We start from the raw sequence: 20,919 nt of genomic DNA on the forward strand, positions 1-20,919 counted from the left end.
CACAAGACGCGATATGTTGCGTGCGTCGAGTCCGGTCCGTGAACGCACGAGGAGGATCAGCACCATGGCAGAGCAGATGACGTGGTCCGTCGCCGAACCCCAGAAGCTCACCTTCGAGCAGCCGGTGACCGAACTCCGCGTCCGTGTCGTCGGCGGGACCGTGAACGTCGTCGCCTCCGACGAGGGGCCCGCCCGCCTGGAGATCGCCGAGGTCGACGGCCCGCCGCTGCACGTCGTGCACGAGGCCGGCGTGCTCACCCTCTCCTACGAGGACCTCCCCTGGAACGGTTCCCAGGGCATCAAGGAGTGGTTCGAGAGCAAGCCCTGGAAGTCGTGGTCCGGTGGCGACGGCCGCAAGGCCTGGGAGCGCTCCGTCACGGTCACCCTCACGGTGCCCGCCTCCACCTCCGTGCAGCTGGCCGCCGTCAGCGCCACCGCCTTCGTCTCCGGCATCAGCGCCGACATCGACGTCAACGGCGTCTCCGGCGACACGACCCTGGTCGGCCTCTCCGGCAAGGTCAAGGTGAACACCGTCTCCGGCGCCGTCGAGGCCCAGTCCGTCACCGGTGGGCTCGGCTTCCACTCGGTCTCCGGCGGCCTGACGGTGGTCGACGGCGCGGGCGGCAACGTCCGGGCCGACTCCGTCAGCGGCGACATGCTCATCGACCTGGCCCTGGACCCGATCGCGCCGAGTCCGGTGGACATCTCCCTCAACTCGGTCTCGGGCCAGGTGGCGATCCGCCTGCCGCACCCGGCCGACGCGCGGGTCGAGGCCAACACCGCCACCGGAGGCGTCTCCAACGCCTTCGAGGACCTGCGGGTCTCCGGCCAGTTCGGGGCCAAGCGGATCACCGGCACGCTCGGAGCCGGCACCGGCACCCTGCGGGCCACCACCGTCTCCGGCGCCATCGCGCTGCTGCGTCGCCCGGCCGGCGACACCGGCGACACCGTCGCCCCCCTCGCGCTCGACAAGAAGGTGCTCTGACATGCCGCCCGTCTTCGCCCACGGCCGACTCCGCCTCTACCTCCTCAAGCTGCTGGACGAGGCCCCGCGGCACGGGTACGAGGTGATCCGCCTGCTGGAGGAGCGCTTCCAGGGGCTGTACGCGCCCTCCGCGGGCACCGTGTACCCGCGGCTGGCGAAGCTGGAGGCCGAGGGGCTCGTCACGTACGCCACGGAGGGCGGGCGCAAGGTGTACTCCATCACCGAGGCCGGTCGCGCCGAACTCGCCGACCGCGGCGGGGAACTGGCCGACCTGGAGCTGGAGATCCGCGACTCGGTCTCCGAACTGGCCGCCGAGATGCGCGACGACGTCCGGGGCGCGGCGGGTGACCTGCGGCGCGAGATGCGCGCGGCCGCCGCCTCCGCCACGACGACCCGGGTCGAGGACGAGGGCTGGAAGGCCGCCAAGGAGGAGCTCCGCAAGGCGAAGGCGGAGTGGAAGGAGCAGGCGCGGCGGGCGAAGGACGAGAGCCGCCGGGCCCGAGAGGAGGCCCACCAGGCCCGCCGTCAGGCCAAGGAGGCCCAGGAGCGGGCCCGCGAGGAGGTCCAGCGCATCGCGAGCCAGCTCCAGGAGCAGTTCGCGAAGTCGAGCGGGGTCCTGGGCGGCCTGGCCGGGGCCTGGCTCGGCGGGGGCGCCCCCGCCTCCGCTCCCGGCGCGTCGACCGCGGCCTCGGACGTGGGCTCCACCTGGGCCGAGGACCTGACCCCGAGCGCGGACCCGATCCGCGACCTGGACCGGCTGTTGGACCGCTTCCGCGACGAGATCCGCGACGCGGCCCGCGACCACGGGGTGAGCCCGGCCCAGTTGGCCGAGGCCCGCGCGCACCTGGCCGTCGCGGCGACCCGGGTCACGGCGGAACTCCGTCCGGACCCGGCGTAGCCGTCGTCAGGCCGCCAGACCCCGTTCGGCGCCGGCGAGGGTGACGCCGTGGTCCGCGAGGACCTCGGCGACCGTGCCCGGACGGGAGAGCAGGGCCAGCAGCAGGTGCAGGGTGCCGATGTGCCGGTCCCCCCGCCCCAGCGCGATCCGGAGGGACTGCTCCAGGGTCTTCTTCGCGCCCTGGGTGAAGGGGACGTGCCGGTTGTCCGACTCCGGGCGGCCCAGGGCCGAGCGGAGCGAGGCGCCCAGGCCCCGCCTGCGGGGCGCCGCGCCCGACAGGGCGCCCTCGCCGTGGGTCTCCTCGATCCGGGTGACGATCTCGGTGAGGTCGATCCCGAGACCCGCCAGCGCCTCTTCGTCGGCGCGGGTCATGCCGCCCCGGCGGCGGGCCTCGGCGAGGCCCGCGGTCACCGCCGCCCGGTCCACGCCGAGCGGATTTAGCGCGCCCTGCGCGAGCAGGGCGAGCAGCAGGTGTTCCTCGGTGACGGCGCCGGCCCCGGCCCGTCGGGCCTCGGCCACCGCGCCCGTCACCGTGGTGCGTGCCTCGGTCGTGAAGCGTTCGAACATCAAAGCCTCCCGTGCTTCTTGTGCACGGCCTGCCGGGTGACTCCCAGCTCGGCCGCGATCTCCTGCCAGGACCATCCCTGCGCGCGGGCACTGCGTACCTGTACGGCCTCCAGCTGCTCCAGCAGCCTTCGGAGGGCGGCCACGGCACGCAGGCCCACGCGCGGGTCACGGTCGCCGGCCCGTTCGGCGAGATCGGTCGCTTCGGTCATGCATGTCAATGTAGGTTGACGCACGGGAGGGTGTCAACCCCGGTTGACGTGCGGGGTGCGGGGCGGGGGAGCGGGCCGTCAGACCGTCAGGACCACCTTGCCGAAGAGGTCTCCGGACGCGAGCTTCTCGAAGCCCTCGCGCGCCCGGTCCAGCGGCAGCACCTCGTCGATGACCGGTCGCAGGCCCGTGGCCGCACAGAAGGACAGCAGGTCTTCCAGCTCGTCCTTCGAGCCCATGGTCGAGCCGACCACCTTCAGCTCCAGGAAGAAGATGCGGGTCAGTTCCGCGTGCGCCGGGCGGTCGCCGCTCGTCGCGCCGGAGATGACCAGGGTTCCGCCGGGCCGCAGGGACTTGATCGAGTGCGACCAGGTGGCGGCGCCGACCGTCTCGATCACCGCGTCCACCCGCTGCGGCAGTCGGGCCCCCGGCTCGAACGCGTCCACCGCGCCCAGTTCCACCGCCCGCTCGCGCTTGGCCTCGTCCCGACTGGTGGCGAAGACGCGCAGGCCCGCCGCCTTGCCCAGGGCGATGGCGGCGGTGGCGACCCCGCCGCCCGCGCCCTGGACCAGGACGGAGTCCCCGGGCCGCACGCCGGCGTTGGTGAACAGCATCCGGTACGCCGTCAGCCAGGCGGTGGGGAGGCAGGCGGCCTCCTCGAAGGACAGCTCGGCGGGCTTGCGCAGGACGTTCCAGGCGGGGACGGTCACGCGCTCGGCGAAGGTGCCCTGGTAGCGCTCGGTCAGGATCGAGCGCGGCTCGTCGGGGCCGACCCCGTGGCCGCTCTGGCCGATCACGGAGTGCAGGACGACCTCGTTGCCGTCCTGGTCGATCCCGGCGGCGTCGCAGCCGAGGATCATGGGCAGTTTTTCCTCGCCGAGGCCGACTCCGCGCAGCGACCACAGGTCGTGGTGGTTGAGCGAGGCGGCCTTGACGTTCACGGTCACCCAGCCGGGGCGGGCCTCGGGGGCGGGGCGGTCGCCCAGCTCAAGGCCGCTCAGCGGCTGGTCTCGGTCGATTCGGGCGGCGTAGGCAGCGAACATGCCGCCAGACGCTACCGCTCGGTAGCCGGGCCTGACCAGAGGCGTCAGGTCGGCGGGGGAGTTGAGCGGAATGGCCGATCCATCCCCAAGTACCCGCCGTACCAGTTGGTTTGTGCGGCGAGGGCGCCCAATCGGAACGTCGGGATCAAGTCGGGATCGGGGGTAACATTCTGGCCGTGCGGTGATGCTCGCCATGAGCCTGTCATTTTCCGCCCGTGGTCCCGTCCGGCGCTCTCGCCCGACGGTGACCCCTCATGACCGCCCGGCTCGACCGGGCGACGGACGGAGCGACCCCTCCCGGTTCGGGGGCCGGGAGGGTGCGTTCTCGGCGCGGACGCCGGCCCTTCACGCTCGGGCACGTCCGCCGGGCCGGCCCCCCGATGCCGGGGCCCGGACGCGAGGAAGGCCCGGCCGGAGTGGATCCGACCGGGCCTTCACCCGTACAGCTCAGTGTCACGAACGGACCGTGACGGTCAGACCAGACGGGCCACGCCGTCGGCCTTCGCCGCCGCGGCGACCGCGGCCGTGACGGCCTCGGCGACGCGCGCGTCGAACGGAGACGGGATGACGTAGTCGGCCGCGAGCTCGTCACCCACGACGCCGGCGATGGCGTCGGCGGCGGCGATCTTCATGCCCTCGGTGATCCGGGTCGCGCGCACCTTGAGGGCGCCCGCGAAGATGCCCGGGAAGGCCAGCACGTTGTTGATCTGGTTCGGGAAGTCCGAACGACCGGTCGCCACGACCGCCGCGTACTTGTGCGCGACGTCCGGGTGGACCTCCGGGTTCGGGTTGGCCATGGCGAAGACGAAGCAGTCCTTCGCCATCGTGGCCACCGCCGCCTCGGGGACGGTGCCGCCGGAGACGCCGATGAAGACGTCCGCGCCCGCGAGGGCGCTCTCCAGGGAGCCGGTCCGGCCCGTCTTGTTGGTCAGGCCCGCGATCTCCGCCTTGACGTCCGTCAGGTCGGAGCGGTCCGCGGAGACGACGCCCTTGCGGTCGGTGACGCACACGTCGCCGATGCCCGCGTCCACGAGGATCTTGGCGATGGCGATGCCCGCCGCGCCCGCGCCGGAGATGACCGCACGCAGGTCGCCGAGGGTGCGACCGGTGAGCTTCGCCGCGTTGCGCATGGCGGCCAGCGTCACGATGGCCGTGCCGTGCTGGTCGTCGTGGAAGATCGGGATGTCCAGGGCTTCCTGGAGCCGACGCTCGATCTCGAAGCAGCGGGGCGCGGAGATGTCCTCCAGGTTGACCCCGCCGAAGGAGGGCGCGAGACGGATGACCGTCTCGATGATCTCGTCCGTGTCCTTGGTGGCGAGCGCGATCGGGACCGCGTCGACACCGCCGAACTGCTTGAACAGGATCGCCTTGCCCTCCATCACGGGGAGGGAGGCCTCGGGACCGATGTCCCCGAGGCCGAGAACGGCCGTGCCGTCCGTGACGACGGCGACCACGTTGGACTTCCAGGTGTACTCGTTGACGAGTTCCGGGTTCTCCGCGATGGCGCTGCAGACCTTCGCCACACCGGGCGTGTACGCGAGGGACAGGTCGTCCTTGTCGCGGACCGGCACGGTGGCCTGCACGGCCATCTTGCCGCCCCGGTGCAGCGCGAACACCGCATCGGGGTTGTTGTCCGTCACGCTGTCGCTGCGAGGATTGACGATCTCCGCTGCCACTTTCTTGACCCCTTAAGTCTTTAATCGTTGAGGGTGGCCACTCCTGGTTAAGGGGTGGGCGGGCACCGCGTCCGTGCTCCGCATCGACGGTTGGCCCGTCTCCGCGAAGAGGGAGGTTCGTACGCGCGGGCGCGCCGCACGCGCGCCCTGAGCCCCGGATGAGGGGTGTAAGGATCTGTTCTACCCGAAGAACGCTCGCTCAGACGAGTCGATTCCCGCTCGATCGTAGGCCGCTTGTCCGCGTTTTGGCGAAAAGTCCAAACCTTGCTGTCCAATGGGCGAGACGCACCGCAAATACTGCGGAGAAAAGCCCTGGTCACAGCGCATAATCCCGCCGCGAAGCCCGTTCCCCGCAGTCCTGTTGGGCACCCCGGGTCGCCCGTTATCCGATTTTGACCTGACGGGCACCCTGAATGTCTCAGTCCGAATGGCAAGATGCCGTAATCACACAACGTCGCGACACTCGATGGTGCGTGCCCCGACCGTTCTCGGATGCTTTTTTCCCCACTGCCGGAGGAACCAGCTCATGACCGCAAGCACCACCCGTCGTACGACCGCCGCCCGGTCCCGGATCGCCGCGGCCGGTGCGATCGCGGTCGCCGGCGCCCTCATCCTCACCGGTTGTGGCGACCAGACCGACAATGGCGGCAGCTCCACTCCCTCGGGCAAGACCAACAGCGCCCCGCTCTTCTCGGCACTGCCGAAGAAGATCCAGGACGCCGGTGTCATCAAGGTCGGCACGGACGCCGCCTACGCGCCGATGGAGTTCACCGAGGGCAACAAGATCGTCGGTGTCGACCCCGACATCGCCGAGGCCCTCGGCAAGCAGCTCGGAGTGAAGTTCCAGTTCACCGCCGGCACCTTCGACGGCCTGATGACCTCGGTCTACACCGGCCGCCAGGACGCGATCATGTCGTCCATCACGGACAACAAGAAGCGCCAGGAAGGTCTGGACGACAAGGGCGCCAAGATCGGCAAGGGCGTCGACTTCGTCGACTACTTCTCGTCCGGCGTCTCGCTGATCGTCAAGAAGGGCAACCCGCAGGGCATCAAGTCCCTCGACGACCTGTGTGGCAAGACCGTCGCCGTCCAGCGCGGCACGATCTACGAGGACACCTTCAAGGCGCAGGCCGAGAAGTGCGGGGACAAGAAGCTCACCATCGAGGCCTTCGACACCGACGCCGAGGCGCAGACCCGCGTCAAGGCCGGCGGCGCCGTGGCCGACCTGAACGACTACCCGGTCGCCGCGTACACCGCGAAGACCTCGGGTGGCGGCAACGACTTCGAGGTCACCGGCCAGCAGAGCGACGTCGGCCTCTTCGGCATCGGTGTGGCGAAGGAGAACACGCAGCTGCGTGACGCCCTCAAGCAGGCCCTCGACGCCATCATCAAGGACGGCTCCTACGCCAAGGTCCTTGAGAAGTGGGACGTCAAGGACAGCGCCGTCAAGTCCGCGACCATCAACGCAGGTCAGTAATTCCGGGCGCTCCACTGAAGGGCAGTCATTGTGACTGACAAGATCGACAAGGGTCCGGCCGCAACCCCGGCCGGACCCGGCCCCTCGGCCACCCCGTACGAGGCCATCAAGGCAATTCCCGTCCGTCACTACGGACGCTGGATCAGTGCCGTGGTCGTCGTCGCGGTGCTGGGCTGGCTGGTTCTCGCTTTCGCCAACGGCAACGTCAACTGGGGCACCGTCGGCGACAAGCTGTTCGACCCCACGGTCATCACCGGCCTCGGCAACACCATCCTCATCAGCGTCACCTCGATGCTGCTGGGCCTGGTGCTCGGCATCCTCTTCGCGGTGATGCGGCTCTCGAACAACCCGGTGACCAGCGCCGTCGCCTGGCTCTACATCTGGTTCTTCCGCGGCACCCCGGTCTACGTCCAGCTGCTGGTGTGGTTCAGCCTGCCGCTGATCTTCCAGTACATCGACCTCGGTCCGATCTACAAGAACGAGACCGTCGACGTCATGACCCCGTTCCTGGTCGCCCTCCTGGGCCTCGGCCTGAACGAGGGCGCCTACATGGCGGAGATCGTGCGCGCCGGCATCCAGTCCGTGGACGAGGGCCAGAGCGAGGCCTCGCACGCCCTGGGCATGACGCAGGTGCAGACCATGCGCCGCGTGGTGCTGCCCCAGGCGATGCGGGTGATCATCCCGCCGACGGGCAACGAGTTCATCAACATGCTGAAGACCTCGTCGCTGGTCTCGGCGGTGCAGTACACCGAGCTCCTGCGGGCCACCAGCAACATCGGCTCCACCGCGGGTGCCATCATCGAGATGTACTTCGTGGCCTCCATCTGGTACCTGGCGCTCACCAGCGTCTTCAGCGTCGGCCAGTACTACCTGGAGCGTCGCTACGCCCGCGGCTCGCTGCGGTCCCTGCCGCCCACCCCGCTGCAGCGGATCAAGGCCAACCTGAACATGTTCCGCCGTACGGAGGTGGCTAAGTGACCGCCCAGCCGATGGTCAAGGCCGAGGCCGTCCACAAGTCGTACGGCCCCGCCCACATCCTCCGGGGCATCGACCTGGAGGTCGCCCCCCGTGAGGTCTTCTGCCTGGTCGGCCCGTCCGGCTCCGGCAAGTCCACCTTCCTGCGGTGCATCAACCACCTGGAGCGCATCAACGCCGGCCGGCTCTCGGTCGACGGGCAGCTCGTCGGGTACCGCGAGAAGGCGGGCAAGCTCTACGAGCTGAAGGACAGCGAGGTCGCGGCCCAGCGCCGGGACATCGGCATGGTCTTCCAGCGCTTCAACCTGTTCCCCCACATGACGGCCGTCGAGAACGTCATGGAAGCCCCGGTCATGGTCAAGGGCGAGAGCCGGGCGGTGGCGCGGGCGCGCGCCGTCAAGCTCCTCGACCGCGTCGGCCTCGGCGACAAGGGCGGGAACTACCCCACCCAGCTCTCCGGCGGTCAGCAGCAGCGCGTGGCCATCGCCCGCGCGCTGGCCATGGAGCCGAAGCTGATGCTCTTCGACGAGCCCACCTCCGCGCTCGACCCGGAGCTGGTCGGTGACGTCCTCGACGTCATGCGCGACCTCGCCGAGTCCGGCATGACCATGATCGTGGTCACCCACGAGATGGGCTTCGCCCGCGAGGTCGGCGACAACCTCGTCTTCATGGACGGCGGCGTGGTGGTCGAGTCCGGCCACCCGCGCGAGGTCCTGGGCAACCCGCAGCACGACCGGACGAAGGCGTTCCTGTCCAAGGTGCTGTGACCGATCGACGCACGGGAGGGGCGGTACGGATTTCCGTACCGCCCCTCCCGTCGTTCCCGGACCGGCCGCCCGGGCGCGGGACCTACTTCAGGCCGAGGACCAGCGCGTCCGAGGGGGAGCGCCAGACCGTGCGGGCCTCCGCGAAACCGGCCTCGCGCAGGGTGCGGGCGTGCCAGGCGTCGTCCGGGGTGTCGCCGTCGGCGTGCTCGCCGAATATCTCGTAGCGGCGCTTCGTCGGCTCGGCGAGCAGCGGGTCGGCCGCTGCCAGCGCCCACCAGCCGGCCCAGTCGACGGCGCCGGCGGCCCGGGCCCGGTCCATGCCGGCGTGCCGTTGGGCGCGGTCGGCGGCGTTGAGCCGCGGGGTGGTGGGATCGGGCATGTGGTCGGCGTTCATGAAGACCCCGCCCTCGCGCACGAGCGGGGCGATCTGCCCGTAGAGCACCGTGAGCCGCGGGCTGTGCAGCCAGTGCAGGGCGGTGGCGGTCAGTACCGCGTCGTACGTGTCGTGCGGCAGCGCCGCGGTCCAGTCGGGGTCCTTGAGGTCCGCGGTCACGAAGGTGACCCGGGGGTCGCCCTCGAAGTGGCCGCGGGCGATCGTCAGCAGGGCCGGGTCCAGGTCCACGCCCGTACTGCGGGCCTCCGGGAACCTCTTGAGCACGCGGTCCGTGATACTTCCCGTACCGCACGCGAGATCCAGAACCCGGGGAGCGGGTCCCACCAGTGCCTCGACCATGTCCAGCATCACCCGGAACCGCTCCTCGCGGTCGGGCATGTACCACTCCTGCTGCCGGTCCCAGCAGGCCTGCCAGGCCTGCCAGTCCCCGACGGTCACCGGATTCGACGCTTCGGTCATCCCGAACCCCTCCATGCGTAATACCCTCGAACGTGTAGTAGCTGTTACCGCAGACCCTAATCCGCAGCCGTAAGGACTACAAGTGGAACTGGCCCATTACTCGGACTATGCCGTGCGCCTGGTCAACACCGAGGAGCCGGCCCGCAACAAGGACTCGCTCACCTCGGTGGACGCCGTCCGCGCGCTCTTCGGGGCCAGCACCCAGATGGCCCGTCGGGTCACCGACACCGACGTCACCCGCTTCCGCAACGTCCGCGGCCGGCTGCGCTCCGTCTTCGAGGCCGCCGACGGCGGCGACCACGTGCTCGCCGTCGACCTGCTGAACTCCCTGCTCATGGAGTTCCCCGTCAGCCCCCAGGTCTCCGGCCACGAGACCCTCGACGACGACGGCCGCCCCGACTGGCACATCCACCTCGCCGAACACCCCTCGAACGCCTCTGCCGGCTACGCCGCCATGGCCTCCTTCGGGCTGGCCTTCCACCTCACCGCGCACGGCCCGGAGCGCCTGGGCCTGTGTCAGGCGGCGCCCTGTCGCAACGCCTACCTCGACACCTCCACCAACCGGTCCCGTCGCTACTGCTCCGACCGCTGCGCCACCCGCGCGAACGTGGCCGCCTACCGGGCCCGCAAGCGCCTTGAGGCGGACGAGTCCGCACGCAGCGGACGCACCGCCGAGACCGCCCAGGACAGCCAGGTCCTCAGCGAACGCTGACCCTCCGGCCCCGACGGCCGGGGCCGCCACCGCGCCAACGCCGTCGCCAGCACCAGCTCCGCGGGCACCGTCCCGTAGTCGGTGCTGTCGCCGGTCTCGTTGAACGGGTTGTCCCCGAGCACCCACCAGCCACCCGACCGCCGCTCTACCGCGCGCTTGACCACCAGCAGGTCCTGCTGGAACGGGTGCCGCAGGACGACCACGTTCCCCGGACGCACGGGCGCCCCGTACCGGACGACCACCTGATCCCCGTGGACCAGCGTCGGGACCATCGACGGCCCGTACACGTCCACCACGCCCAAGCGCTTCCAGGCGCGCTTGTCCTCCACCATGAGCGACCTCCTCGTCCCCTCCGCATGCTGCCGCATGGGTCCGTACATTCGCTCACCGCGGGCGCCGCGACGCTGGACTTTTGTCCTAAGCCCGCAGGGGCGCCCGCGAATTCCGGTCGGCCAGCGAGTAATCTCCCCCTTGAGAAGACGATCACGAGGAGGACAAACTCCATGCTTTCCCGCCTCTTCGCCCCCAAGGCGAAGGTCTCCGCCCACTGTGACCTGCCCTGCGGCGTGTACGACCCGGCCCAGGCCCGTATCGAGGCCGAGTCGGTCAAGGCCGTCCAGGAGAAGTACCAGGCCAACGACGACGCGGACTTCCGCGCCCGCGCGATCACCATCAAGGAGCAGCGCGCCGAGCTGGCCAAGCACCACGTCTCGGTGCTGTGGAGCGACTACTTCAAGCCGCCGCACTTCGAGAAGTACCCCCAGCTCCACACGCTGGTCAACGACACCCTGAAGGCCCTCTCGGCCGCCAAGGCGTCGAACGACCCGGCGACCGGTCAGAAGGCGCTCGACCTGATCGCCGAGATCGACCGCATCTTCTGGGAGACCAAGGCCGCCTGATCCAGGCCCGCGTCCCCATGACGAAGGGGCCCGACCGTTTCCGGTCGGGCCCCTTCGTCATGGGTGCCGCGAGGGACGTCGGGAAGTCCGCGGGGGACCGCCCGGCACCTGCTATTCCTCGTCCTCGTCCTCGTCGTCGAGACGCGCCAGCCAGGTGGCCAGCCGCTCCACCGGGACCTCGAAGTCCGGGTTCAGGTCGACGAAGGTGCGGAGCTGCTCGGCGAGCCACTCGAAAGTGACCTCCTCCTCGCCGCGCCGCTTCTCCAGCTCCTCGATGCCGCGATCGGTGAAGTACAAGTCGGGCTCCGTGCCGTGATGAAGGTGTGCGTGGGGTGTTTCCCGCCAGGATAATCCCGGCTCGCGGCCAGGGCTCCCGCCCTCCCCGGGCCGCCGCTAGCCTGGATGGTCACGACCTGAGGGGGCGGGGGATGCAGGACGGGCGCACGGGCGGCGCCGCGCGCGCCTTCGAGCTCCTGGAGCCCCTCGTCCGGGCCGCCACCGTACGCGTGCACGCGCCCCCGGACGGGTATGCACTCCCCGGCAGCCACTGGTCCGGTCCCACATGGGGGAGCGGCTTCTTCATCGCCCCCGGCTGGGTCCTGACGTGCGCGCACGTGATCGGCGAAGGGGGTGCTGCGGTGCGCCTGGTCGGACGCGAGGTCGGCATCTCCTTCTTCTCCGGCGGCGCCGGAGGCCTCCCGGGCGCCGGCGCGGTCACCGGAACGGTCGCCGGGCGGGTCGAATGCGTGCTCCCGGAACGACTGGAGGAACGCCGCCCCGGCCGAGGCGCCCTGTGGGACCTGCCGGACCTGGCCCTGATCCGGGTCCTCGCCCCCGTCTCGCACGCCTGCGTGTGGCTGACCGACCGGGCCCGACCCCGCATCGACGAGGCCGCGTACTTCGGCTGCACCGAGGACCTCGGGATGCGCGAGATCACCGGCCGCACGACCCGACTGCGCGGCACCGCCGCGGGCGGCGCGGCGATCCGGCTCGGCGACGAGGACGAGATCGAACCCGGCATGTCCGGCGGCCCCGTCGTGGACCTGGCGCGCGGCGAGGTCATCGGCGTGATCAAGGCCCGGCGGCACGCGGGCGGCGGCGGCCTCGCCGTGTCCGTGGCCCAACTGCGCACCCTGCCCATGGCCGCCACCGGGCAGATCGGCCTGTACCGCAGGGTCATGCAGGCCCACGACCTCTACCACTACGACCAACACCTCAGCGACCTCGACAGTCGCCGGACCTGGACCGACGTCCACGACGAACTCCCGGGCGAGGAACAGGACCCCCACGGCGGCCGGGGCCGGCTCACCCGCCTCACCCCCGCCGAGCGCACCACCCTGTGCGGACTCCTCGCCGAACTGCCGCCCCCCGGCTCCTCGGAGGCGGTCCGGGCGCTCGCCGAGGCCGCCCGCGGCGAGGAACCCGACACCGGGCTGCCCGCCCCGCTCAGCTGGCGCGACGGCCTCGGGCTGCTGCACGATCCGCCGGGCGCCGGCGGGGAGGCCGCCGCGATGCTCCGGTACGCGACCGACGTCAGCGTCGCCGACCACCGCGAGCCGCCCTCCCCGGGCGCCGACGAGGAACTGTGGGACTGGGTGCGCACGACCGCGGAGCGGCTGTGGCGGCCCCTGCGGCGCGAACTCGGCGAGCGCCGCGACCGGGGCCTCGCGGACCGGGAACTGCGCCGCCGGGCCCGCGCCGGGCAGACGGTCCGGGGTCGGACGCGGGCGGCCGGCGGCCTGCCGGCGGGCCCCTCGGTCCTCCTGGAGGTGTGGGCGCACAGCTGGGAGGAGGTCTACGACTGGCGGGTCTCGGTGCTCGCGGGTCCGCAGCGGGTCACTCCGCTGGACTCCGGCACCCGGGTGAGCCCGGCGCGCCTGGCGGCGGCCTCGCGGGCGGCGCTCGCCGAGGGGTTCCGGCGGTGCGACACGCACGAGGCGACCGCGCTGCTCGAAGTGGCCGTCGCCCCCGAGCTGTTCGGGCTGGCGGTCGACGAATGGCCGGTCGCGGGCGGGATCCCGGTGGGCGTCCAGCGGCCGGTGGTGTTCCGGTACCCGGGCGACGGGACGCCGCGCGACGCCGGCGCGGCGGGACCGGGCGGACGGTGGGCGCGCGTCCAGGAGGGCCCGCTCCAGGGGCGGCGCGCCGACTGCTTCCGCGGCCGTCAACGCAGCCCCTCACCGGCCTGGTTGGCGGGCCTGGTCGACAACACCGTCCCGGTGCTGTGCCGGGACGCGGCCGCCGAGCCCACCCTGGGGGCGCTGCACGCGGTGCGCGACGCGGGGTACGGGGTGCTGGTGTGCCGGCGGCCACCGGCCGACCCGGGGCAGTCGTGCGCGCCGTTCCACCGCGGGCTGCGCGAGGAACTCGCCGGGGCCGGACGGGCGGCGGTGCTGCCGCTGCGGTTGAAGGCCCTGCGGGGCCGGGCGCACGGGGCGGACCCCGACGCCTACTGGGCCGCCGGGATGACGCTGGTGTGGGAGGACCCGGGACGGGCACTGCCGCAGGACGAACCGCTCCAGGGGGACCTGTGACGGGCCCTCCCCGGAGGTGCCCCGGTCCGCCGCCGCGGTGGCGGGCGGGATCGGGGGACCCGGGGCGGCGCCGGGAGACGTCCCCCGACGGCACGGGAACGGTGCGCACTGCACGGGAGGAGCGGACGTGAACGAGGAATGGCTCATCTACCGGGGCGTCGGTGAACCCCACGACGGCATCGACGCACTCCCCGACCCGCCCCCCTGGCGGGACTTCGACGGCGGGCCCGCCCTGGAGGCGGGCGGCCCCGGCGCGGTGGCCGACGCGAACGTGGCCCGCCGGCTCGGCGCCCACCGACAGGCGGCGGAGATGCACCGTCCCGAGCCCGAGGAACTGGAGGCGGTCAACGCCGCGCTGTACCTGCGCCGGCCGCTGCTCGTCACCGGCTTCCCCGGAACGGGCAAGTCCACCCTCGCGCACGCCGTCGCCCACGAACTGAGGCTCGGCCGCGTCCTGCGCTGGCCCGTGGTCTCACGCACCGTCCTCCAGGACGGCCTGTACCGCTACGACGCCATCGCCAGGCTCCAGGACGTACAGATCGCGGCCGGCGGCGGAAACCCCGGCGGCTCGCCCGGGATCGGGAAGTACATCCGGCTCGGACCGCTCGGGACGGCGCTGCTGCCCACGGAACGCCCCCGCGTCCTGCTCATCGACGAGATCGACAAGAGCGACATCGACCTGCCCAACGACCTGCTGAACGTGCTGGAGGAAGGCGAGTTCACGCTGCCCGAGCTGGAACGCGTCGCCGACACCGAACCAGAGGTGCGGGTGCTCACCGACGACGGCGCCAAGGTGACCGTCCGGGACGGCCGGATCCGCTGCCGGGCCTTCCCCTTCATCATCCTGACCAGCAACGGCGAACGGGACTTCCCCGCCGCCCTGCTGCGCCGCTGCATCCAGCTCAAGCTCGGACAGCCCGGGGAGAAACGGCTCGCCACGATGGTCCGCGCGCACCTGGGAGAGGAGGCCGCCCGGCTGGGCGCCGACCTGATCCGCGAGTTCCTCAGCCGCTCCCAGACCGAACTCGTGGCCGCCGACCAACTGCTCAACGCCATCTACCTCACCCACCACGCGGCCCCGCCCACCCGGGAGGACCTCGCCGACCTGCTCATCCAGCGCCTCGACCGGCCGAGGTGACCCCCGTGCCCCCCGCCTCCCCCACTTCCCCCGCCGAGCCGATCCGTGAACTGGCCGCCCTGTTGCGGGCCGCCGGGCTCGACCCGTCCGCCGAGGAACTGGCCGACGCCCTGTGGCTCGCCGGGCGGACCGCGGGACCGCCGGGGGAGCCCGGCACCCGGCCCGCGCGCGTGCGCCGCTCACGGACACCCGCACGGGCCGACTCGACGCGACCACCCCGGACGCCGGAGCCCGCGCGGGAGGACACCGACCCCGAGGACCCGGTCACGCTGTATCCGGCGGGGCGCCGGTTCCCCGGCGCCGAGGTCGAGGTCGAGGCCCCGGCGGGGCTGCCCGTACGGGTGCCCGGCGCGACCGCGCTGCCCCGGATCATGGACGTCCAGCGAGCCCTGCGCGCCCTGCAACGGCGCCGGCCCGCCGCGCCGGCCACCCGTACCGTGCTCGACGAGGCGGCCACCGCGGAGGCCAGCGCCCGGGCGCTCGGGCTGGTCATCCCCGTGCTGCGGTCCGACAGCCGGCGCGAGGCCACCGTCCGGCTGGTCATGGACGCCTCCCCGTCGATGGCGGTCTGGCAGGACCTGTTCGACGAACTGCGCTCCGTGTGTGAACGCCTGGGCGCCTTCCGGGACGTACAGGTCCACTACCTGCACCGGCTCGGCGACGGGACGGCGCTCATCGGACGCGGCCCCTCGCCGGGAGGCGCGCTGCGGTCCGGGGAACAACTGCGGGACCCCACCGGGCGGACCCTGACCATGGTGGTCTCCGACTGCGCCGGCCCCGTGTGGCGCGAGGGCGAGGCGCAGCGGCTCCTGTACCGGTGGGCCGAGTGCGCCCCCTGCGTCGTCGTACAGCCGCTGCCCCAGCGGCTGTGGGGCCGCAGCTGGCTGCCCACCGAACGCGGGGAACTCTCCCGGAGCGAGGGCTGCGGGCGCACGCTGCGGTTCCGCCCGGAACGGCCGCCCCGCCCCGGCCGCCCCACCGGCGGGCTGACCGTGCCCGTCCTGCCGCCCCACGCCCACGCCCTGGGCGCCTGGGCCCGGCTCGTCGCCGGCCTCGGCACCGGGCCCGTGCCCGCCGAGGTCGGGCGGGTCCTCGCCGACCATCCGGCGGCCCCCGCGCCGCCGCCCCGGGCCGCGCGACCGCCGCGCGAACTGGTGAGCCGCTTCCGCTCGTCGGCGTCCCCCGGAGCCGTACAGCTCGCCGTCTACCTCGCCGCGGCGCCGCTCACCCTGCCCGTGATGCGGCTCGTGCAGCGCACGATGCTCCCCGACTCGGAGCCCTCCGACCTCGCCGAGGTGCTGCTGAGCGGGCTGCTGCGGCGGGGGCCCGACAGCGGCTGGTACACGTTCGTGCCGGGCGTGCGGGACGTGCTGCTGGGGCCGCTCGGGCGGGACGAGGCCGCCCTGGTCCTCAAGCACTGCTCGGAGTACGTCCTGGCCCACTTCGGACGGGGCGTGCGCAACTTCCCCGCGCTGGCCGTCTCCCAGCTCACCGGCGCGGCGGTGGACTCCGCCGAGGAGCGGATGCCCGCCGGCCGGCTCCCGCAGGCCTTCGCCCAGGTGTCGGCGAAGGTCGTACGGCGCTACCTGCCCGGGCCGCCGCCCGATCCGGCCGAGGCCCCGCCGCCGCCCGCGACGCCCGCCGTCGCCGCGCGGGAGCAGGCCCTGCGGACCGCCCTGGCCCGGCCGCTCGACGGCGGACAGCGCGGACTGTACGAGACCGTCACCCTGCTGCGCCGGGCCGTGGCCGCCCCGCCCGGGCCCGACGACCCGCCGGGCGAGGCCGAGGCCGAACTGGCCGGGGCCCTCCTGCGGTTGTGGGCCCTCCAGCGGGACCCGGAACTGCTCGCGGAGGCCGAGCGGGCCGTCGAGGGACAGGCCGCCGCCCGGTCCCGCGCCCTGCTCGGCCGGGTGCTCTACGAACGGGCCCTCGCCGGGGTCGCACCCGACGGCGGGCTCCCCGACGGCGCGCTGCTGGAGGCGGCGGACCGGGAGTTCACGGCCGCCGGCGCCGCGCCGGGGACCGACCGGGCGCTGCGCCTGGACTGCGCCGTGCGCCGGGCCCGCACCCTGGTCCGGCTCGGAGAACTGCGCCACGACCCGGGGGCGCTGCGCGAGGCACGGGCCGCGCTGGAGGCGCTCGCCGACCCCGACGAGCCCGCCGCCGCGGGGGAGGCCGAGGCGCGCCGGGCCCGGGAGCTCGGGCGGGTCCTGCTGGCCCTGCTGCCCCACACCCCCGACCCGACGGAGCGCGCGGCGCTGGCCGAGGAGGCCGCCGCCCGCCTCACCGCCGACCCGCGGGCCGAACCGGAGGCACGCGCCCGGGTACGCGTCGAGCGCGCCGCGGCCCTGAGCCACCTGCCCGGACGCCTGGAGGAGGCCGCCGGGGAACTGGCCACCGCGCTGACCGAGACCGGCGAGGCCGGAGCGCGGGTGGCCGCGCTGGTGTGGCTGGCCCGCGTGCACCGGGCACGGTACGCGCGGGACGCGGACCCGCGGGCGCTGGAGGACGCGGCCGAGGCGTACGGACGGGCCCGCCGGCTGATCCCCCGCGACGGGGACGCCTTCGGGGAACTGCTGCCCGAGTGGGGCGACGCGCTCCTGGACCGGGCACGGGCGCCCGACGCCGAAGCCCACCGGTTCGCGTCGACCGCCGTGCGGGTCCTGCGCGAGAGCCGGGCCGCCGTGCCGCAGTCCGACCCCCGCGCCGGGCACCGGCTGCGCCGCCTCGCGGCGGGCCTGCGGCTGCGGCACGCCTACGAGGGCGACGTGGTGGACCTGCGGGAGGCGGAGTACCTGCTGGAACTGGCCGCCCGGCACGGCCGCGGCCCGCTGGAGCGGGCCGGGGCCTGGCGCGAGCACGGTGACGTCCAGCGGGAGATCCACGGGCACACCCGGGCCGTCGACCGGCTCGACCGGGCGGCGGACTCCTACCGCCGGGCCTGGCGGGAGGCATCGGAGACGCAGCCGGGGCCGGACCGGGAGGCGGCGCTCCGGCTGGCGGTGCGGGCACAGGAGCTGCGGGGGGAGGTGCTGGAGCGGCTGGCCCGGCCGCGCGCCGCACTCGACGCGTACCGCTCCGCGGTGGAGCTGTGGCAGGGACTCGGGGGCGGGGACGCCGAGCGGCGGACCGAGCGCCTGCGGGCACGCATCCGTGTACTGGAGGCCGGGCTGTGACCGCGTCCCGCACGCCGGTGCGACCGGTCCGGGCCGGCCCCGGTGGGCGGCGCGGGGAAGAGGGTCGGCGAGCGTCCGGCCCGGGACACGACAGGGGGGCGGACGAGAGATGGTGACGGGACGACAGGAGGCGACGACCGGTGTCCGGAGGTGTCCCGGGCGGTTGCCGGACCTGTCCGGGCTGGATCTGACCGCGTTGCGGGAGATCGAGCATCCGGTGCTGGCCGAGGTGATGAAGGGCATGGTCGAGCGGGTCACCCACCCCGCCGAGATCCTGAACGCCTTCGACTCGGGCATCACCTGACGCAAACCCACCACGGCTGACGACCAAGGGAGTTGACCACTTTCCGCCGTTAGTCCGGGCCGTCCGAAGGGCAGGGATGGACCGTCCCGGGGGTCCCCCGGCGGTAGCCGGGGGAGGGAGGCGCAGGCGATGAGGCGAGCGATCACGAGCGATGTCGTGCCCGCGCAACGGTCGACCCGCGCCCTCCCCGCAGGTCACGCGCACCACGCGCCCTGGCCCTACGCCCGGCTCGACGTGCCCGCCCTGCGTGCGGCGGGCCACCGACCGCACCCGATCCGCCAGTTCGTGCTCAAGACGCACAGCCGCTGCAACCTCGCCTGCACCTACTGCTACGTCTACGAGATGGCCGATCAGAGCTGGCGCGGCCGCCCCCCGCTGATGACGCCCGCGACCGCCCGCCACGCCGCCGAACGGATCGCCGAGCACGCCGCAGCCCACGACCTGACCCGCGTCGACCTCGTCCTGCACGGCGGCGAACCGCTGCTCGGAGCGCCCGACGAACTGGCCGCCCCCGTCGAGGCCGTCCGGGCCGCCACCGGCCCCCGCGTACGGGTCACCGCGACCGTGCAGACCAACGGCACCCTGCTCACCCGCGGCCGGCTCGCCGCGCTCGCCGCCGCCGGCATCCGCGTCGGCGTCAGCCTCGACGGCGGACTGCCCGCGCACAACGCCCGCCGGGTGGACCACGCCGGACGGCCCGGCTTCGGGGCCGCCGCCCGGGGGCTGCGGCTGCTCGCCCGGCACCCGGAGAGCTACGCCGGGGTGCTGTGCGTCGTCGACGTCACGCAGGACCCGCTGGAGGTGTACTCCTCGCTGCTCGGCTTCGCGCCGCCCACCCTCGGCCTGCTGCTGCCCCTGGCCAACTGGAACGACCCGCCCCCGGGCAGCGCCCCGCACACCACCCCGTACGCCGACTGGCTGCTCGCCGTCTTCGAGCGCTGGTGGCACGACGGGGCGCGACGGACCCGCATCCGGATCTTCGAGGAGATCATCGCCCTGCTCCTCGGCCTGCCCGAGGCCACCGAGACCCTCGGGCTGGCCCCCGCGACCACCGCCGTGATCGAGACGGACGGCGCCATCGAACAGGCCGACTCGCTGAAGTCGGCCTACGAGGGCGCCGCCGCCACCGGACTCCACGTCGAACACCACAGCTTCGACGAACTCCTCGACCATCCCGGGTTCGCCGCCCGCCAGCTCGGACGGGACGCGCTCGCGCCGGGCTGCCGCGCCTGCGAACTCGTCGAGGTGTGCGGAGGCGGCCACTACCCGCACCGCTACCGGGCGGGCGAGGGCTTCCGCCGGCCGTCCGTCTACTGCGCGGACCTCCAGGTCCTCATCCGGCACATCGCCCGGGCGCTGCACACCGCCACCGCGGGACGGGCCGCCTCATGAGCGAGGACCCCCACCCCCCGGCGGGCGCCGGCCTACCCCCGTTCACCGTCAGCTCCCACACCCTGCGCGCCCTCGCCTCCACCGAACCCTCCGCCGAGGGAACCCGCCTGGTCCGCGACGTCCGCAGGTCCAAGCGACTGCTCCTGCTGCGCGCCGTCCTCGACGCCGCACCCGGCGCCGAGACCGCCGACCACTGGGCGCTGCTGGAGGAGGCCGAGCGGCACGACCCCGACGCGGCACGGGACGTACTGCACTACCCCGCCACCGGGGTCTGGGCCGAGGAAACCCTGCGCCGGCTCCACGACCCGCACGGGCCCGCGCCCGACCTGGGCCACCTCGGGGCGCTCGCCGCCGCCGCCGCGCTGCGCTCCGGCATCACCTTCAAGACCACCCTGCGCCCCGTGCACGGCCGGCTCGTCCTGCCCACCCTCGGCCTGCTGCGGCCCGACCGCCCCGGCCCGCTCGCCGTCACCGAACGCTCCTGGGAGACCGCCGTGGACGCCGTGCCCCTGCACGGGCTGCCCGGCGGCCGGACCGCCCTCGACGACCTCGACCCGTACCGGGCGCCCTCGGGACCCCCGGCCCCCGTGCGGCCCGCCCGGCGGCTCACCCCCAAGGGGCACAAGCGCTGGGACACCCAGTGGTCCGGCGCGCTCACCCTGCTGCGCCGCTACGACGCCGGCCGCGCCGACGAGATGGGCCGCCTCCTGCGCTCCGTCGTCCCGCTGGCCGGCGGCTCCCGCTCCAGCGGCGCCACCCTGCCCGCCGCCGCGGGCTCCGTGCTCGCCCGGACGCAGGCCCCGCCCGCCCTCGCCGCCACCCTGGTCCACGAGGTCCAGCACGGGAAGCTGACCGCCCTCGCGGACGTCCTGACCCTGCACACCGCCGACCGCACCCCCTGCCACTGGGCGCCCTGGCGCAGCGACCCGCGCCCCCTGGACGGGCTGCTGCACGGCGCGTACGCCCACCTGGCCCTGGCCGGCTACTGGCAACGCGCCGCCCTGTACGGGGCGCGGGGCGCCTGGGCCCGGCACGCCCGGGTCCGCGCCCAGGTGGCCGCCGTGCTGCCCGCGCTACACGGGCATCCCCGACTCACGCCCACCGGGCGCGAGTTCACCGACGGCATGGCCGCCGCCGAACGCGCCATGGACGAACTGCCGCCGCCCGGCAACCAGTACGCCACGGCCCGCCGGGCACTGGAGCGCGAACGCCGCGCCTGGTGCGAGGACCACCCCGAACTCACCGACTTCGCCGAGGGCTGACGGACCGTCCGCTGCGGTACCTTTCAAACCCGTCCACCGCCCGGATTCCAGGGA

The 20,919-nt window shown here is 73.5% G+C and carries 20 protein-coding genes; 13 read left to right on the forward strand and 7 right to left on the reverse strand.

The window, feature by feature from the left end:
* The first annotated feature begins 64 nt into the window (after positions 1 to 64).
* Together OHA84_RS24015 and OHA84_RS24020 are read left to right on the forward strand one after the other, a co-directional pair.
* Positions 65 to 985, forward strand: a complete 921-nt coding sequence (locus tag OHA84_RS24015; protein WP_053676448.1) for a DUF4097 family beta strand repeat-containing protein — start codon at positions 65 to 67, stop codon at positions 983 to 985.
* A 1-nt stretch (position 986) separates the two neighbouring features.
* Positions 987 to 1,883: a PadR family transcriptional regulator gene (locus OHA84_RS24020; RefSeq protein WP_053676449.1), complete on the forward strand. Its 897-nt coding sequence runs from the start codon at positions 987 to 989 to the stop codon at positions 1,881 to 1,883.
* Positions 1,884 to 1,889: 6 nt separating this feature from the next.
* On the opposite strand, the gene OHA84_RS24025 is transcribed toward OHA84_RS24020, so the two are convergent.
* From OHA84_RS24025 to OHA84_RS24040, 4 genes are all read right to left on the reverse strand, one after another.
* A complete protein-coding gene (locus OHA84_RS24025) occupies positions 1,890 to 2,450 on the reverse strand; it encodes a Clp protease N-terminal domain-containing protein (RefSeq protein ID WP_266969838.1) in 561 nt (186 codons plus the stop codon).
* Positions 2,450 to 2,659: a hypothetical protein gene (locus tag OHA84_RS24030; protein WP_053676451.1), complete on the reverse strand. Its 210-nt coding sequence runs from the start codon at positions 2,657 to 2,659 to the stop codon at positions 2,450 to 2,452. The genes OHA84_RS24025 and OHA84_RS24030 overlap by 1 nt, the downstream gene beginning before the upstream one ends.
* Before the next feature lie 78 nt (positions 2,660 to 2,737).
* On the reverse strand, positions 2,738 to 3,700 hold the full coding sequence (locus OHA84_RS24035; RefSeq protein ID WP_266969835.1) for a zinc-binding dehydrogenase: 963 nt from the start codon (positions 3,698 to 3,700) through the stop codon (positions 2,738 to 2,740).
* 473 nt (positions 3,701 to 4,173) lie between these two features.
* The gene (locus OHA84_RS24040; RefSeq protein WP_053676453.1) at positions 4,174 to 5,376 is read right to left on the reverse strand and encodes an NADP-dependent malic enzyme; all 1,203 of its coding nucleotides are present in this window, start codon (positions 5,374 to 5,376) and stop codon (positions 4,174 to 4,176) included.
* 526 nt (positions 5,377 to 5,902) lie between these two features.
* Between OHA84_RS24040 and OHA84_RS24045 the strand changes: the two genes are divergently transcribed.
* Genes OHA84_RS24045 through OHA84_RS24055 form a run of 3 tightly spaced genes read left to right on the forward strand, consistent with a single transcriptional unit; the run spans position 5,903 to position 8,595 of the window.
* The gene (locus OHA84_RS24045) at positions 5,903 to 6,853 is read left to right on the forward strand and encodes an ABC transporter substrate-binding protein (protein WP_266969833.1); all 951 of its coding nucleotides are present in this window, start codon (positions 5,903 to 5,905) and stop codon (positions 6,851 to 6,853) included.
* 30 nt (positions 6,854 to 6,883) lie between these two features.
* Positions 6,884 to 7,831 carry an amino acid ABC transporter permease gene (locus OHA84_RS24050; RefSeq protein ID WP_266969831.1) on the forward strand — a complete coding sequence of 316 codons (948 nt, stop codon included), beginning with the start codon at positions 6,884 to 6,886 and terminating at the stop codon, positions 7,829 to 7,831.
* Positions 7,832 to 7,842: 11 nt separating this feature from the next.
* Positions 7,843 to 8,595, forward strand: coding sequence for an amino acid ABC transporter ATP-binding protein (locus OHA84_RS24055; RefSeq protein WP_266973974.1), 753 nt, complete (start codon positions 7,843 to 7,845; stop codon positions 8,593 to 8,595).
* 82 nt (positions 8,596 to 8,677) lie between these two features.
* Here OHA84_RS24055 and OHA84_RS24060 read toward each other — a convergent pair whose 3' ends face one another.
* Entirely contained in the window at positions 8,678 to 9,448 is a 771-nt protein-coding gene (locus OHA84_RS24060; RefSeq protein ID WP_266969829.1) for a trans-aconitate 2-methyltransferase, read from the reverse strand.
* Between the two features lie 82 nt (positions 9,449 to 9,530).
* On the opposite strand from OHA84_RS24060, the gene OHA84_RS24065 reads away from it, so the two are divergent.
* Positions 9,531 to 10,160 (forward strand): CGNR zinc finger domain-containing protein, encoded by a 630-nt coding sequence (locus tag OHA84_RS24065; RefSeq protein WP_266969827.1) that lies wholly within the window; start codon positions 9,531 to 9,533, stop codon positions 10,158 to 10,160.
* On the opposite strand, the gene sodX is transcribed toward OHA84_RS24065, so the two are convergent.
* Positions 10,064 to 10,492, reverse strand: a complete 429-nt coding sequence (sodX, locus tag OHA84_RS24070; RefSeq protein ID WP_078998553.1) for a nickel-type superoxide dismutase maturation protease — start codon at positions 10,490 to 10,492, stop codon at positions 10,064 to 10,066. The two genes, OHA84_RS24065 and sodX, sit on opposite strands and share 97 nt — an antisense overlap.
* A gap of 171 nt (positions 10,493 to 10,663) precedes the next feature.
* On the opposite strand from sodX, the gene sodN reads away from it, so the two are divergent.
* Entirely contained in the window at positions 10,664 to 11,059 is a 396-nt protein-coding gene (gene sodN, locus OHA84_RS24075; protein ID WP_030036761.1) for a superoxide dismutase, Ni, read from the forward strand.
* Between the two features lie 111 nt (positions 11,060 to 11,170).
* Here sodN and OHA84_RS24080 read toward each other — a convergent pair whose 3' ends face one another.
* Positions 11,171 to 11,356 carry a DUF6104 family protein gene (locus OHA84_RS24080; RefSeq protein ID WP_030190019.1) on the reverse strand — a complete coding sequence of 62 codons (186 nt, stop codon included), beginning with the start codon at positions 11,354 to 11,356 and terminating at the stop codon, positions 11,171 to 11,173.
* Positions 11,357 to 11,487: 131 nt separating this feature from the next.
* Between OHA84_RS24080 and OHA84_RS24085 the strand changes: the two genes are divergently transcribed.
* The 6 genes from OHA84_RS24085 (at position 11,488) to OHA84_RS24110 (ending at position 20,865) form a co-directional block, all read left to right on the forward strand.
* Positions 11,488 to 13,593 carry a trypsin-like peptidase domain-containing protein gene (locus OHA84_RS24085; RefSeq protein ID WP_266969825.1) on the forward strand — a complete coding sequence of 702 codons (2,106 nt, stop codon included), beginning with the start codon at positions 11,488 to 11,490 and terminating at the stop codon, positions 13,591 to 13,593.
* A gap of 127 nt (positions 13,594 to 13,720) precedes the next feature.
* Positions 13,721 to 14,731, forward strand: coding sequence for a MoxR family ATPase (locus OHA84_RS24090; protein WP_266969824.1), 1,011 nt, complete (start codon positions 13,721 to 13,723; stop codon positions 14,729 to 14,731).
* A 5-nt stretch (positions 14,732 to 14,736) separates the two neighbouring features.
* Complete coding sequence (locus OHA84_RS24095) at positions 14,737 to 17,907, forward strand: SAV_2336 N-terminal domain-related protein (protein ID WP_266969822.1); 3,171 nt, start codon at positions 14,737 to 14,739, stop codon at positions 17,905 to 17,907.
* Between the two features lie 163 nt (positions 17,908 to 18,070).
* A complete protein-coding gene (gene fxsA, locus OHA84_RS24100; protein ID WP_063839454.1) occupies positions 18,071 to 18,211 on the forward strand; it encodes an FxSxx-COOH cyclophane-containing RiPP peptide in 141 nt (46 codons plus the stop codon).
* A 129-nt stretch (positions 18,212 to 18,340) separates the two neighbouring features.
* Positions 18,341 to 19,603, forward strand: a complete 1,263-nt coding sequence (locus OHA84_RS24105; protein ID WP_266969820.1) for an FxsB family cyclophane-forming radical SAM/SPASM peptide maturase — start codon at positions 18,341 to 18,343, stop codon at positions 19,601 to 19,603.
* Entirely contained in the window at positions 19,600 to 20,865 is a 1,266-nt protein-coding gene (locus tag OHA84_RS24110) for an HEXXH motif domain-containing protein (RefSeq protein WP_266969818.1), read from the forward strand. The genes OHA84_RS24105 and OHA84_RS24110 overlap by 4 nt, the downstream gene beginning before the upstream one ends.
* The last annotated feature ends 54 nt before the right edge of the window (positions 20,866 to 20,919 follow it).

Source organism: Streptomyces sp. NBC_00513, assembly GCF_041431415.1.
Lineage (GTDB): Bacteria > Actinomycetota > Actinomycetes > Streptomycetales > Streptomycetaceae > Streptomyces.